At 74.8% G+C, this 13,594-nt stretch carries 14 protein-coding genes; 7 read left to right on the top strand and 7 right to left on the bottom strand.

Going from position 1 to position 13,594, the window contains the following annotated elements; all coding sequences use genetic code 11:
- Nucleotides 1-192: 192 nt before the first annotated feature.
- The 3 genes from ACQZ2A_RS15905 to ACQZ2A_RS15895 all read left to right on the top strand — a co-directional run bounded on the left by ACQZ2A_RS15905 (nucleotide 193) and on the right by ACQZ2A_RS15895 (nucleotide 2,615).
- Nucleotides 193-1,803 carry an ABC-F family ATP-binding cassette domain-containing protein gene (locus tag ACQZ2A_RS15905; RefSeq protein ID WP_430213088.1) on the top strand — a complete coding sequence of 537 codons (1,611 nt, stop codon included), beginning with the start codon at nucleotides 193-195 and terminating at the stop codon, nucleotides 1,801-1,803.
- A gap of 108 nt (nucleotides 1,804-1,911) precedes the next feature.
- Nucleotides 1,912-2,070, top strand: a complete 159-nt coding sequence (locus ACQZ2A_RS15900) for a DUF2256 domain-containing protein (protein WP_430213085.1) — start codon at nucleotides 1,912-1,914, stop codon at nucleotides 2,068-2,070.
- A gap of 20 nt (nucleotides 2,071-2,090) precedes the next feature.
- Nucleotides 2,091-2,615 (top strand): metallophosphoesterase family protein, encoded by a 525-nt coding sequence (locus tag ACQZ2A_RS15895; protein ID WP_430213093.1) that lies wholly within the window; start codon nucleotides 2,091-2,093, stop codon nucleotides 2,613-2,615.
- Here ACQZ2A_RS15895 and ACQZ2A_RS15890 read toward each other — a convergent pair.
- Entirely contained in the window at nucleotides 2,585-3,214 is a 630-nt protein-coding gene (locus tag ACQZ2A_RS15890) for a peroxiredoxin (protein ID WP_430213083.1), read from the bottom strand. The genes ACQZ2A_RS15895 and ACQZ2A_RS15890 overlap by 31 nt on opposite strands.
- A 149-nt stretch (nucleotides 3,215-3,363) precedes the next feature.
- Here ACQZ2A_RS15890 and ACQZ2A_RS15885 point away from each other — a divergent pair, with 149 nt between their 5' ends.
- Nucleotides 3,364-4,059: a VOC family protein gene (locus tag ACQZ2A_RS15885; protein WP_430213081.1), complete on the top strand. Its 696-nt coding sequence runs from the start codon at nucleotides 3,364-3,366 to the stop codon at nucleotides 4,057-4,059.
- Between the two features lie 22 nt (nucleotides 4,060-4,081).
- On the opposite strand, the gene ACQZ2A_RS15880 is transcribed toward ACQZ2A_RS15885, so the two are convergent.
- Nucleotides 4,082-5,470: an amino acid permease gene (locus ACQZ2A_RS15880; RefSeq protein ID WP_430213078.1), complete on the bottom strand. Its 1,389-nt coding sequence runs from the start codon at nucleotides 5,468-5,470 to the stop codon at nucleotides 4,082-4,084.
- An 88-nt stretch (nucleotides 5,471-5,558) separates the two neighbouring features.
- Between ACQZ2A_RS15880 and ACQZ2A_RS15875 the strand changes: the two genes are divergently transcribed.
- A complete protein-coding gene (locus ACQZ2A_RS15875) occupies nucleotides 5,559-6,437 on the top strand; it encodes a hypothetical protein (RefSeq protein ID WP_430213075.1) in 879 nt (292 codons plus the stop codon).
- Between the two features lie 13 nt (nucleotides 6,438-6,450).
- Here the strand turns inward: ACQZ2A_RS15875 and ACQZ2A_RS15870 are convergent, their stop codons facing one another.
- Together ACQZ2A_RS15870 and ACQZ2A_RS15865 are read right to left on the bottom strand one after the other, a co-directional pair.
- A complete protein-coding gene (locus ACQZ2A_RS15870; RefSeq protein WP_430213073.1) occupies nucleotides 6,451-6,966 on the bottom strand; it encodes a putative immunity protein in 516 nt (171 codons plus the stop codon).
- Entirely contained in the window at nucleotides 6,963-7,934 is a 972-nt protein-coding gene (locus tag ACQZ2A_RS15865; protein WP_430213071.1) for a helix-turn-helix transcriptional regulator, read from the bottom strand. Before ACQZ2A_RS15865 ends, ACQZ2A_RS15870 begins: the two co-directional genes overlap by 4 nt.
- Nucleotides 7,935-7,990: 56 nt before the next feature.
- On the opposite strand from ACQZ2A_RS15865, the gene ACQZ2A_RS15860 reads away from it, so the two are divergent.
- On the top strand, nucleotides 7,991-8,566 hold the full coding sequence (locus ACQZ2A_RS15860) for a dienelactone hydrolase family protein (RefSeq protein ID WP_430213069.1): 576 nt from the start codon (nucleotides 7,991-7,993) through the stop codon (nucleotides 8,564-8,566).
- Nucleotides 8,563-9,141, top strand: coding sequence for a DUF664 domain-containing protein (locus ACQZ2A_RS15855; protein WP_430213067.1), 579 nt, complete (start codon nucleotides 8,563-8,565; stop codon nucleotides 9,139-9,141). Before ACQZ2A_RS15860 ends, ACQZ2A_RS15855 begins: the two co-directional genes overlap by 4 nt.
- A gap of 283 nt (nucleotides 9,142-9,424) precedes the next feature.
- Here the strand turns inward: ACQZ2A_RS15855 and ACQZ2A_RS15850 are convergent, their stop codons facing one another.
- The 3 genes from ACQZ2A_RS15850 to ACQZ2A_RS15840 all read right to left on the bottom strand — a co-directional run bounded on the left by ACQZ2A_RS15850 (nucleotide 9,425) and on the right by ACQZ2A_RS15840 (nucleotide 13,388).
- Complete coding sequence (locus tag ACQZ2A_RS15850; RefSeq protein ID WP_430213065.1) at nucleotides 9,425-10,645, bottom strand: FAD-binding domain-containing protein; 1,221 nt, start codon at nucleotides 10,643-10,645, stop codon at nucleotides 9,425-9,427.
- A gap of 38 nt (nucleotides 10,646-10,683) precedes the next feature.
- A complete protein-coding gene (locus ACQZ2A_RS15845; protein WP_430213062.1) occupies nucleotides 10,684-11,940 on the bottom strand; it encodes an extracellular catalytic domain type 1 short-chain-length polyhydroxyalkanoate depolymerase in 1,257 nt (418 codons plus the stop codon).
- Nucleotides 11,941-12,176: 236 nt separating this feature from the next.
- Nucleotides 12,177-13,388 (bottom strand): ATP-binding protein, encoded by a 1,212-nt coding sequence (locus tag ACQZ2A_RS15840; protein WP_430213059.1) that lies wholly within the window; start codon nucleotides 13,386-13,388, stop codon nucleotides 12,177-12,179.
- Nucleotides 13,389-13,594 lie beyond the last annotated feature (206 nt).

The following is a 13,594-nucleotide window of genomic DNA, read 5'->3' as shown; positions in this document are numbered from 1 at the left end:
CCCCCCCCCGGGGGCGGGGGGGGGGGGGGGGGCCCCGGCCCCCCCCCCCCCCCCCCGACCCCGGGACAATCGGGGTGACCGTACTGCAGACGGGCAGGTACGGTGGTCGGACCATGGACAGCTGACCCACGCATCCCGCTCGCGCCCGAGGCCCCGCCCGGCGAGCACCCCGGCCACCGCGTGGAGTCCCCCGTGTCACCGTCCTCCCCCGTCCTCGTCCGCGACCTCACCGTCTCCTTCGACGGCCCGCCCGTCCTCGACGGCGCCTCGCTCACCGTCCCGCCCGGGCACCGCATCGGGCTCGTCGGCGAGAACGGCTCCGGCAAGTCCACCCTGCTCGCGTGCCTCGCCGGCCGGATCACCCCCGATGCCGGCACGCTCGCCGTGCCGGACGACCTCGGCTACCTGCCCCAGGACTCCGGGCTAGACCCCGCCAGCACCGTCGCGGACGTCCTGCGCGACGCCCTCGCCCCGCTGCACCGGCTCGCCGACGCCGTCGAGCGGCTCGCCGCCACGCTGGCCGAGCATCCCGACGACCCGGTCACCTCCGCCGCCTACGACGACGCCCTGGCCCGGGCCGTCGCCCGCGACGCCTGGGACGCGGAACGCCGGGCCGAGGTCGCCGCCCACGCGCTGGGGCTCGAGCACATCGCCGCCGACCGGCCCGTCGCGGCGATGAGCGGTGGCGAGCGCACCCGGCTGGCGCTGGCGGCCCTGCTCGTCCGGCGGCCGGATGCCCTGCTGCTCGACGAGCCCACCAACCACCTCGACGACGCCGCGCTGGCCTTCCTCGAGGCCGAGCTCGTCGCGATGCCGGGCGCCGTGCTCGTCGCGAGCCACGACCGGGTGCTGCTCGAGCGGGCGTGCACCGGTGTCGTGGACCTCGACCCGCGCCACCGCGGCACCGACGGCCTCGGCGGCGGCACATGGACGGGCTCCTTCGCCGAGCACCTCGCCGCGAAGGCCGCCGCCCGACGCCGCTGGGAGGAGGAGTGGCTCGAGGAGCGCGAGCTGGTCGCCGAGCTCCGCGACCGGTCGGTGACGCGGGAGGGCTCGGTCGCCTACGGGCGCGGCCCGACGGACAACGACAAGTTCATCCACGCCTTCAAGGGCTCGCGGGTGCAGACCGCCGCCCGCCGCCGGGCCAAGGACGCCGAGCGGCGGCTCGAGCGCATCGTCGCCGACCCCGTGCCCCGGCCACCGGCCCGGCTGCGGCTCGACGTCGACCTCGGCCGCGAGGGCTCGGCGTCCTCCGGGGTCCGGGTGCGCGACCTCGACGTCCCCGGACGGCTCCGGCTGGCGCGGCTCGACGTCGCCGCGGGCGAGCACCTCCTGGTCACCGGGCCCAACGGCTGCGGCAAGTCGACGCTCCTGCGCGCCCTCGCCGCGCCCTCGGAGCACCCCGGCGTCGACGTCGGCGGACGCGTGGCGCGGCTGGCGCAGGACACCACGTTCGAGGACCCCCGGCACAGCCCGCAGCGGCTCGTCGCGGCACAGCAGGGACTCCCCGAGGAGGAGGCGCGCGCCCTGCTGCTGCCGCTCGGCCTCGTGCACCCGCGGGACGTCGCGCGGCTGGTCGGCGACCTCAGCCTCGGCCAGCAGCGCCGGCTGGCGCTCGCCCTCGTCGTCCTCGCCCGCCCCGACGTGCTCCTCCTCGACGAGCCGACGAACCACCTCTCGTTGGCGCTCGTCGACGAGCTCGAGGACGCCGTCGACGCGTCGCCCGCCACCGTCGTCCTCGCCTCGCACGACCGCTGGCTGCGACGGAGGTGGACCGCGCGCGAGCTCGCCCTCGACCCCTGACCTCTGGAGTCGAGTGCGGACGTGGTTGCCCTGGCGACCACTTCCGCCCTCGACCCCAGGGCGGACGTACGGTGAGGGGGTGAGCCGGGGCGAGGAGCGGGGCGCGCGATGGCGCGGATGACCCGCAAGGGCGACCTCCCGACCAAGGTCTGCGCGACCTGCGGCCGCCCGTTCACCTGGCGGAAGAAGTGGGCGCGGGACTGGGACGAGGTCCGCTACTGCTCCGAGGCCTGCCGCCGCGGCCGCACTGGCAGGGTGGAGGCGTGACCGGCACCGACGTCCTGCTGATGAGCGACACCCACCTGCCGAAGCGCGCCAAGGACCTGCCGGCCCCCCTGTGGGAGGCCGTCGAGCGCGCCGACCTCGTCGTGCACGCCGGCGACTGGGTCGACGAGGCGGCGCTCGACGCGCTCGAGGCCCGCAGCGCGCAGCTGCTCGCCTGCTGGGGCAACAACGACGGACCCGGGCTGCGCGCCCGGCTGCCCGAGGTCGCCCGGGCCACCGTCGAGGGGGTGCGCGTCGCCGTCGTCCACGAGACCGGCGGCCGCGAGCGCCGCGAGCAGCGGATGCGCGCCGAGTACCCCGACGTCGACCTACTCGTCTTCGGGCACAGCCACATCCCATGGGACACCGAGCACGACGGGCTGCGGCTGCTCAACCCCGGCTCGCCGACCGACCGCCGGGCGCAGCCGGACTTCACGTGGATGACGCTGCGCCTCGAGGCGGGCGGCATCCACGACGTCCGGCTGCACCGGCTGGCGCCCGGGGCGACCCGTCCGGGTCAGGCCGGGGCGTCGGCGAAGCGCAGGTAGGGCTTGACCTCGTCGACGTTCGCGAAGCGCTCGCGGGCGTCGTCGGTGGAGACGGTCGGGGCGACGATGACGCGCTCACCGGGCGTCCACTCGGCCGGCGTCGAGACCGGCGCGGCATCCGTCGTCTGGAGCGCGTCGAGGGCCCGGAGGATCTCGGCGAAGTTGCGGCCCACCGACTTCGGGTAGGTGATGGTCAGGCGCACCTTGTCGTTGGGGTCGACGAGGAAGACCGAGCGGACGGTCGAGGTGTCGCCCTCGCCGGGGTGGATCATGTCGTAGGCCTGCGCGACGGCGCGGTCCTGGTCGGCGACGATCGGGAAGTCGACCGCGACCCCGCCGACCTCGGCGATGTCCGGCACCCAGCGCTGGTGGTCCTCGACGGAGTCCACCGAGACGGCGATCGGCTTCGCGTTGCGCTTGGCGAACTCGCCGGAGAGCGCCGCGGTGCGGCCGAGCTCGGTCGTGCACACGGGCGTGAAGTCGGCCGGGTGGCTGAAGAGGACGGCCCACGAGCCGGACTTCCAGTCGTGGAACGAGATCTCGCCGGCGGTGGTGTCGGCGGTGAAGTCGGGGGCGGTATCGCCGAGGCGGAGGGACATCGATAACTCCTTGTTGGGGAACGTCTGCCCTCACGTTATCGGTCGTGGTGCGCGCCGTCTCAGCGTGCCCGCAGTGCGGACACCGCGGTCGGTGACGCGGGCGGGCTCGGAGCCCCGAGCACGCCTCGACCGGTCTAGGGTGCGCGGGCATGGACATGCTCTCGGGGGACGAGGTCGACGCGGCGGGCCTGACGGACTGGCGCCGGCTGGCGCAGGGGCTGCACGCCCGCTACCGGGTCGACGACTTCGCCGCCGCGGCCCGGTTCGTCACCGCGGTCGCCGAGGCAGGGGACGCCGCGGGCCACCACCCCCGCGTCACGATCGGCCCCGGCCAGGTCGACCTCAAGCTGAGCAGCGAGGACGCGGTCTACCGGGAGGACGACGGCACCGAGCACGTCGTCGAGTGGATGACCGCGCGCGACGTCGACCTGGCCCGGCGGATCACCGAGGTCGCCGCGGCGCAGGGGCTGACCCCCGACCCGGCCGGCGTCAGCGTGCTCGAGCTCGGCCTCGACACCCCGGACGCCTCGCGCATCGCGCCGGTGTGGGCCGCCCTGCTCACCGGCGACCCCGCGAGCCGGGGCCGCGGGACCCCCGGCGACGAGGTGCGCGACGCCGCGCAGCGCATCCCCAACCTGTGGTTCGACGACCCGGGCGAGGGCGCCTCCGCCCAGCGCTTCCACGTCGAGGTCTACGTCGCGCCCGAGGTGGCCGCCGAGCGCATCGCCGCCGCGGTGACGGCCGGCGCGAGGGTCGTCGACGACAGCGAGGCGCCGCGGCTCGTCGTGCTCGCCGACCCCGACGGCAACCGCGGCGTGGTGTGCGCGCCGGCCGCCACCGGCTGAGCCCGCCCGGCCGACGTGGCGCTCAGGCGCGGGCGGCCCGCTCGGGCTCGTCGGCCGACCGATCGTCACCGGCCCTCCGCTGGCGGTACACGCCGAGGGCCACGATGACCGCCGCCGACGCGACCGAGAGGGCGATGGCCTGCTGCTGGTCCGGGTCGAAGGCCATGAGGCCGATGACCACGACGATGAACCCGATGACGACCATCGTCAGGCCCGGGAAGAGCCACATCCGCACCGGCGGGCGCTCGCCCTCGGCGCGCATCCGGCGTCCCAGCACGAGCTGGCTGACGGCGATCGCGAGGTAGACGAAGAGGGCCACCGCACCGGACGTCGCGAGCAGGTAGCCGAAGATCTTCCCCGGCAGGACGTAGTTGCCGACGACGGCGAGGAAGCCCAGGACCATCGAGGCGAGGATCGCGACGTACGGCACGCCCTGGGCGTTGACCCGACGCACCACGCGCGGGGCGTCGCCGCGGTCGGCGAGCGAGAAGACCATCCGCGAGGCCGTGTAGAGCGCCGAGTTGAGGCACGACGCGACCGCCGTCAGCACCACGATGTCCATGATGAGCGGCGCCCCCGGGATGCCCATCGCCTGGAGGACGGTCTGGTACGACCCGTCATCCAGCCGGTCGTACGGCACGAGCGAGACGATGACGGCGATCGAGCCGAGGTAGAAGATGACGATCCGCCAGATGACCGAGTTGACGGCCTTGGTGATGCCCTTGGCCGGGTCCGGCGACTCGGCGGCGGCGATGGTGACGATCTCGGTGCCCATGAACGAGAACATCGTGGTGAGCATCGCGGCGACGACCGCCCCGCCCCCGCCGGCGAAGAACCCGTCGGGCTCCCAGAGCTTCGAGACCCCGCTGACCTGCGAGCTCGGCAGCACGCCGAGGATGGCCAGCACGCCGAGCGCGATGAAGGCAATGATCGCGACCACCTTGACGAGCGCGAACCAGAACTCGAACTCGCCGTAGTTCCCGACCGAGACGAGGTTGGTGCCGGTGAGCAGCAGCGTGACGAGCAGGGCCCACACCCACTGGTCCAGCCCCACCAGGCGGCTGAGGATGTCGGCCGCCGCCGTCGCCTCGACGGGGATCACGAGCACCCAGAACCACCAGTACAGCCAGCCCACCGAGAAGCCCGCCCAGCGCCCGAGCGCGCGCTGCGAGTACACCGAGAACGACCCGGTGTCGGGGTTGGCGGTCGCCATCTCGCCGAGCATCCGCATGACGAGGACGACGAGGGTGCCGGCCATCAGGTAGGAGAGGAGGACGGCCGGGCCGGCCTGCTCGATGGCGGTCGCCGAGCCCACGAAGAGCCCGGCGCCGATCACCCCGGCGATCGAGATCATCGTGATGTGGCGCGGCTTGAGGCTGGTCCCGAGGGAGCTCTGGTCGGTCGAGGTCACCCGGTCGTTCCTACACCGTCCCGACACCCCGCGCGCGTCGAGGGTGCGGGCGTTCCACAGGAGGCTCTCGGGCTGGGAGGATCGACCGATGGGGATCGACGAGGTCGCGGCCGACCTCTACGCACTGGCGCCCGAGGAGTTCACCGCGGCGCGCAACGCCCGTGCGGCGGAGGCCAAGGCCGACGGTGATGCGGCGCTGGCCGCCGTCGTGCGCGGGCTGCGCCGCCCGACGGTCGGGGCGTGGCTGCTCAACCGGCTGGTCCGCGAGCGCGGTGAGGAGGTCGAGCAGGTGCTCGACCTCGGCGCGCGGCTGCGGGCCGCCCAGGGCACCCTCGGGGCCGCCGACCTGCGGGCCCTCGATGCGAGCCGCCGTCAGCTGACCCGGGCGGTCGCCGCGCAGGCGGTAGACATCGGGCGGGACAAGGGGCGGACGGTCTCGGCAGCGGTGGCCGCGGCCGTCGAGGAGACGCTGCGCTCGGCGATGGTGGATCCGGAGGCCGGTGCCGCCCTGTCCACGGGTCTGCTGACCGACACCTTCAGCGCCAGCGGGCTCGACCCGGTCGACCTCTCGCGGGCCGTGGCCGTCGGCGGGGGAGGGCCGGCGCGCGAGAGCGGTTCGGGCAGGGCGAAGCTCGCGTCGGTCGAGTCGGCGGAGCGGCACGAGCGCGCCCTCGTCGCTGCCCGGAGGAGCGCCGCGGAGGCCGAGGCCGCCCGGCGGTCCGCCCACGAGGCGGCGGAGGACGCCCGCAACCGGGCGGTCGCCGCGCGACGTCGCCACGACGAGCTGCGCGCGGACGTCGAGGACGCCCGCCGCCGGCTGGCCGGGCTGGAGGAGCGGCTGCCCGAGGTGGCCGAGGCCGACCACGTGGCCCGTCGTGCGCAGCTCGCCACGACGCGGGACGAGCGGTCGGCGACCGAGGCGGCCGAGAAGGCGGCGCGGCGGCTCGCGGAGCTGCTCGAGGAGTAGCGCGAGCGAGCGGTCAGGGGGTGAAGACCGACCAGCAGAGGGCGTTGCGGCGGCGCTGGTCCTCCAGGACGAGCTCGCGGACCGCATCCGGTAGCCGGTCGCGCTGCCACGCGCACTCCTCGACGCGGGCCCGCTCGGCCTCTGTCGGCGCGGCCGCTGCCACCACCGCCTTGATCGCGTAGGCGGCCGCGCCCAGGTCGTGCTCTGCCACGTGGGGCACGCAGGCCGCCTGGCCGACGGCGTACGCGGCGAACCGCGGTGCACCCGTGAGTGGTCGGGCGGCGCCCATCGCGTGCCCGCCGGCGGCTCGCGAGCGCATCATCGGGACCTCTGCGGCCACCCAGCCGCGGACCGCGGCGAGGGCGTCGCGAGGTCGCGGGTCCTCCGGGACCGCGGTCTCGAAGAGCCAGAGCACGTGGTCGGCGCACTCGGCCGCCCACAGGGCGAGGAGGTGGTGGTCGGCGTCGGTGAGGCTCCCGCCGCGCCGGACGGTGACCATCCGGGGGTCGCGCACCGCGGGCAGGATCACGAGTGCGCCTCGGGGACAAAGGTGCTGGCGTCGGTCAGCCGCCCGGCGAGCGCGGCCACGGCCTCCCGCAGCTCCGGACCGCCGACCACCGTGAACGGCACCGGCACCTGGGCCAGATCACTCGCGTAGCCGCGCAGGTTGCTTGTCGTGCCCACGAGCCGGGTGGTGGAGGCGTCGACGGCCTCGAGCCGCCCCAGGGTGCGGGGCAGCCAGGCCACCCGCTCGAGCGGGGCGTCGAGCAGGACCTCGGTGGGATGCTCCCAGCCGGCGGCGAGGTGCTCCTCGAGGGAGGCGACGGGGTCGAGGTCGTCCGGAAGGCGGAACGCGGTGTCCAGCAGCTCGACCCGGTGGACGCGGTCGACCCGGTAGGTGCGCACGGACCCCGAGCGGGTCGAGCGGCACAGGAGGTACCAGCGGCCGTGGCGCACGACGACGGCCCAGGGCTCCACGTCGGTCGTGAACTCGCGGCCGTTCTCCGAGCGGTAGTGCACCGTGACGCAGCGCTGTTCGCTGCGGGCCCGGACCAGGGCCACCGTGGTCGCGGGGTCGGGTCGGGCGGCGCCGCGGTCGGGAGCGGCCTCGGCCATCCGCCGCACGACGTCGGCCTGCTCGGCGACGTGCTGGGGCATCGCGCGCAGCAGCTTGGCCACCGCGACGCCCACGGGGTCGGTCGGGTCCGCGGCGGCGTGGTGGCCGTCGAGCACCGCCATGACCAGCCCGAGCGCCTCGGCGCTGCTGAACACGAGCGGGGGGAGCCGGGTGCCGCGACCGAGCCGGTAGCCGCCGGCCGGCCCGCGCACCGACTCGACGGGGATCTCGGCGTCGCGCAAGATGCCCACGTACCGGCGCACCGCCCGCGCGGTGACCCCGAGACGCTCGGCGAGCCGGTCGGCGGTGATGCCCGGCTCGTCCTGGATCGCCTCCATCGTGATCAGGGCCCGGGCGGCAGGGCTGGTGTCGGGGCGCACCCGGCCATCGTCATCCGGACGCGTTCCGTCCGCAACCATCCCTACGGTGGGGTCCCATGACCGAGATGCTGCTGCTGCACCACATCCAGGGCCTGACCCCCGGGGTCGTCGCGTTCGCCGACGCGCTCCGGGCCGGTGGCCACACCGTGCACACCCCCGACCTCTTCGAGGGCCGGACCTTCGCCTCCATCGACGACGGCGCCGCGTGGTGCCGCGAGCTGGGCTTCGACGAGGTCCGCGCGCGGGGGGTGGCGGCGGCCGACGGGCTGCCGGACGGGATCGTCGTCGGGGGGATCTCGCTCGGCGTGATGGCCGCCCAGCAGCTCGCGCAGAACCGGCCCGGGGTGCGGGGAGCACTGCTCTACGAGGCGTTCGTGCCGCCGGAGGAGTTCGGCGCCTGGCCCGACGGCCTTCCGGTGCAGGTGCACGGCATGGACCACGACCCGTTCTTCGGCGAGGAGGGGGACCTCGAGGCGGCGCAGGGGTTCGTCGAGGGCCGGGAGGGCGCCGAGCTGTTCGTGTATCCGGGTGCCGTCCACCTGTTCACCGACTCCTCGCTGCCGTCGTCCGACGTCGAGGCGACCCGGCTCGTCATCGACCGCTCGCTCGAGCTCCTCGGGCGGGTCGGATGAGCGCGGGCGAGGGCTTCGTCCCGCCACCGTGGGAGCCGCCGCTCGCCGGCACCGAGGCCGAGAACCTGCTCGGCTCGCTCGACCGGCTGCGCGCCACCTTCCGCTGGAAGGCCGACGGGCTGGACGCGGAGGGGCTGGCGGCGGGCATCCCGTCGTCGTCCCTGACGCTCGGCGGCCTGCTCAAGCACCTCGCCGTCGTGGAGGACTTCTACTCGACCCAGAAGCTGTCGGGCACACCGATGCCGGCCGTCTGGGACGACAACGGCTGGGACGACGCCGACGACTGGGAGTTCACCTCGGCCGCGGACGACCCGCCCGAGCAGCTCTACGCGCTGTACGACGCTGCGGTGGAACGGAACCGGGCGCTGGTGCGGCAGGCGGTCGAGGAGCGGGGCCTCGCCGGCGAGGCGCATGTGTCGACGCCGGAGGGTGCGCACGCGAGCGTCCGGCGGCTGCTCCACGACCTGCTCGAGGAGTACGGCCGGCACACCGGGCACGCGGACCTGCTCCGTGAGGCGGTCGACGGGCGAACCGGCGAGGACCCGCCGGAGGACTGGCGGCCGGGTCCGGCCTGAGCGTCCGGTCCGCGCCTCCCGCACGTGGTGCGCTCCCGAGAAGTGGTCGCAACGACCGGGATTCCCGTCACGACGACCGGGATCCTGGTCACCACGACCGGGATCGTGGTCACCACGACCAAGATCCCTGTCACGAGGACCGGGATCGTGGTCATCACGACCGGGATCGTAGTCACCACGACCGGTGTCCCCCGAACTGCCTCCACCGTCGGAGCGATTCGCCCCTGTCCCGCGAGGACCTGGGGGACGCGCTGTGCCACCAGGCGGGGCCGGGCCCGGCAGGTCAGGACCGCGGGGCACCCACCCCGCGCCGCCACGCCGTGAACGACTGGACGGAGGTGTCGCGCGGGGGCACGAGCCAGGGGTAGGGGTGGATCTCGACCGGCCGGATCGCGTCCCGGCGCCGGACGAACCCGGGCACCGGCGCGTGCGTCACCGCGAGGCTGCGCCCGGCGAGCTCGTCGGCGACCGGCCCGAGCCGCACCTCCACCGAGCGGCGGGTCGCGAGGTCGCCGAGCGTCTCGGCGAGGAAGACCAGCCGCTTGCCGGAGAGGCGCAGTCGCGCGAGCAGGGGTTCGTCGAGCACGAAGACGGCCGGGCGGGAGGGGTCGGACGCCAGCGCAGGGTCGGCATCACCCAGCGACTCGGCGGTGAGCCACACCTCCTCGGCGCCGCCGCCCTCCACCTCCAGCGGTCCCGCGGGGACCGGCGCCCGCCCGAGCGGTGGGCCGTCGACCGGACCGCCGACCCCCTCGTCGGGCCAGCCCTGCACGGGGCAGGCCGACGCGAGGGCACACCCCCGGCAGAGGGATGGTGCCCGCTTCTCGACCTGCCAGCGGCTGAAGCCGTACGGCCGCCCCGAGCCCGTCCCGACCGTCCACTGCCACCCGAGCCGGTTCGCGGCGCGCGAGCCGTCGAGCAGGTGGGCGAAGAAGACGTCCTCGTCGACCCGCCAGTCGGCCCCGGCGCGCACGGCCCACTGGGAGGCCAGCCACATCCGCGTCTGGTTGACGATCCACCCGTCGTCGACGAGCTCGGTCGTCGTCGCGGCTATGCAGGCCATCTCGTCCGGCCACGGAGTGGGCCATCGATCGGCGGTGCGGGGCTGGTCCCGGCGCAGCGGGCGGCCCAGGGCCGGGCCCACCCGGGCGTAGAGGTGGCGGGCGTACTCCTGCCAGAGCAGCTCGTCGCGGTACTTCACGCGGTCGCGGGCCGGCGCGTCCGCGACCGCGTCCCACGCGTCGCGCAGGGTCACGAGGCTGTACCGGAGGTAGGGCGACATCCGGCTGGCCCCGCGACGCTCGACCGGGAGCACCGTGCTGCGCCGCGACGCGTACCCGGCGACGTCGAGCAGCGCCAGGGCCGTGTCGGCGGCGGTCTGGCCACCGACGTGCCCGCCGCGTCGGGCATCGTGGGCACCCTCGCGCACGAGGTGGCCCAGGTGCTCCGTCACCCACGCGACGGATGCGTCGTCGCCGGGCGGCGGCGGGGTGGGGAGGCGCATCTCCCTGTTCTACCCCGCCGCCGCGGTCCCGGTGTGGCTCAGCACTTCTCCCAGTACCCGGCCGAGGTCTCCCTGAGCGTGGAGCTGTAGAAGGTGTTGTAGAGGCCCAGGTTCTGGTTCGACCCGTTGGCGTACGCGTACCCTCCCGACGAGTGGGCCCGGCCGGCGCTCACGTGGGCGTAGTTCGACGCCGTGACGCACGTCGGGCTCGCGGTCGCCGTGGGGGTGGGTGTGGGCGTGGGGGTCGTGGTCGGGGTGCCGCTGGGCGTCGGGGTCGAGCCGGTTCCGTCGTCGAGGCCGAAGAACAGGACGTCCTGGTACGCGGCGCACACCGAGGTGTCGATGAAGTACGCGCCGGCCGTCCCGCACTGCGTCGTCCCGGTGCCGGGGTCGACGGCGGTGCCGTGGCCCATCCCCTGGACGCGCTGGACCCGTACCCTGCCCGCGTAGTCCTCGAAGGTCACCCCGCTCGCCACCGTGCCGGTGCTCGTCGGGCTCTGGGAGACGCCCGCGACGTCGGTGAACTGGTCACGCAGCTCGGTGGCGTTGGCCGGCGCGACGGTGGTGTCGGACGTGCCGTGCCAGACCGAGACGAGCGGACGCGGTCCCGTGTAGCCGGGGTCGGCGGCGCGCACGAGGTCGCCCCACGCGGACGGGCTCTTGTCGACACCGGGGTTCATGCAGGAGAAGGCATCGAGGGTGCTCGTCGCGCACCGGTACGGCAGACCGGCGTTGATCGACCCACCCGCGTAGGTGTCGGGGTAGGTGGCGAGCATCACCGACGTCATGGCCGCCCCGGCCGAGAGGCCGGTCACGTAGACACGTGATGAGTCCAGCCCGTACGTCGACACGGCGTAGTCGGTCATCTGCTTGATGCTGAGCGCCTCGCCCTGGCCGCGCGCCGTGTCGGCGGACTGGAACCAGTTGAAGCAGGAGCTCGAGTTGTTACTGCTGCTCTGCTGCGCGAGGACGAGCGCGAAGCCGTACCGGTCGGCCATCTCCCGCCAGCCCGAGCTCGCGAAGTACGTCGAGGCGTTCTGGGTACAGCCGTGCAGCTCGACGACCAGCGGTGCACCGGAGGGCAACCCGTCCGGGCGGTACGAGTACATGGCGAGCGCACCGGGGTTGCTGCCGAACCCGGTGACCTGCTGGAGGGTCGCGGCGCGGGCGGGCGGCGAGCCGGCCACGAGCGAGACCGCCCCTACGAGGGCCAGGGCCAGGGTCGCGACGAGCACGCGGGCCGCGCGCGTCGACGCGAGTGCCGCTGCGGCGGTGGTGGATCGGGTGGACGTCATCGTCTTCGCCTCCGTTTCCCGGCGGCTCCGTCGACGCCGGACCGCGGTCACGCTGCCACCACGGTGAGGCGGCCGGGGTGGCGGCAGGCCCCAGGACGAGCGGCGCTGCGTGGGTCCGCAGCCCATGGCACGGGCCGGGTTGGGCATCGCACCGGCACGCGAGCCGCTTCCCCGAGCCCGAGCCCTTCTCGGCGGCTCGCGTCCACCGTCGGGGCTCGCGTGGCGCCTCCGGGCCGTCAGGTGTGGTCGCGAAGGTACCGGCCGAAGTGCGGAACGGTGAAGGCGATGAGCCCCCGCTCGCCCGAGTAGATGAGGCCCTTCTTGAGCAGGGCGTCCCGCGCCGGCGACAGCGACTGCGGCTTGCGCCCCAGGTGGGCGGCGACCTCCGCGGTCGCCACGGACTCCACCTCTCCGCCCTCGGCCGCGGCGGCCACCTCGGCCATCGCCCGCAGGTACTCCCGTTCGCCGGGCGTGGCCCGCTCGAACCGCGAGCCGAAGAAGCCGACGGCGAGCTCGGAGTCGGCTTCCGGCGCCGCCACCTCGACGTCGGCCGCGGTGATCGGCGATCCGGGCGCCCTGTCCCACACCGCCTTCCCGTACGCCTGGATGAAGTACGGGTACCCACCGGTGGCGGCGTACATCGTCTCGAGGGCAGCCGGCTCGTACTCGGCTCCCTCCTCCTCAGCCGGGCGCACGAGGGCCGCATCAGCCGCCGCCCGGTCGAGCCGATCGATGCGCGAGTAGCGGAACAGTCTCTCCGAGTACGACTTCGACGCAGAGAGCACCGCCGGCAGGTGCGGCAGGCCGGCGCCGACGACGATGAGCGGCAGGCCGGTCTGGCTGATCTCGTGGGCGGCGGCGCAAAGGGCCGAGACGTCCTCGGGCCCGAGGTCCTGCATCTCGTCGATGAACACCGCGATGCCGCGCCCGGTGTCGGCGGCCATCCCCCCGAGGTCGGAGAGCAGCTCGACGAGGTCGATCTCGATGTCGCCGCTGTCCGCGCGACCGCTGACGGCGGGCACGGAGATCCCCGGGTTCCACCGATCGCGCAGCTTCGGGGCGCCGCGCCCCGACGCGGACCCGGCGGGCTCGCGCTGGGCGAAGGAGCGGACGACCCCGAGCGCGTGGTCGCCGCTGCCCCCGGCCGGCCCGAGCTCGCGCACCGCCTGGTGCACCGCCGAGGACAGCGGCCGGCGCAGCGACTGGTCCGGACGCGCCTCGAGCTTGCCGGTGCCCCACCCGGCGCGCACCGCCGCCGAGCGCAGCGCATTGAGCAGGACGGTCTTGCCGACGCCGCGCAGCCCGGTGAGCACGATCGAGCGTTCGGGACGACCCCGGGCGACGCGCTCGAGGACGACGTCGAAGGCGTCGAGCTGCTCGTCGCGGCCGGCCAGCTCGGGCGGGCGCTGCCCGGCGCCGGGGGCGTAAGGGTTCCGGATGGGGTCCACGATCGCAGCGTATGCGGTTCTCTAGCGCAGATCCGATACGTCGCCAGACAGGGCCATCGTGTCGCGGCCGGACAAACCCGCCGTCATGTCAGCGCGGACCACGGGCCGGGCGACCGCTCGCACCATCATGGCGACCGTTCGCCGACGTCAGCGGGGTTACCCGTGGGTCGCCGGAGGCCCGCGGGAATGGTCTGTGCGGCCCCGGG

The sequence above is a fragment of the Phycicoccus avicenniae genome (assembly GCF_050496545.1).
In the GTDB taxonomy this organism is placed as follows: domain Bacteria; phylum Actinomycetota; class Actinomycetes; order Actinomycetales; family Dermatophilaceae; genus Phycicoccus; species Phycicoccus avicenniae_A.
The sequence above is the reverse complement of the archived record's forward strand: the minus strand, read 5'-3'. Positions and strand labels throughout refer to the sequence as shown.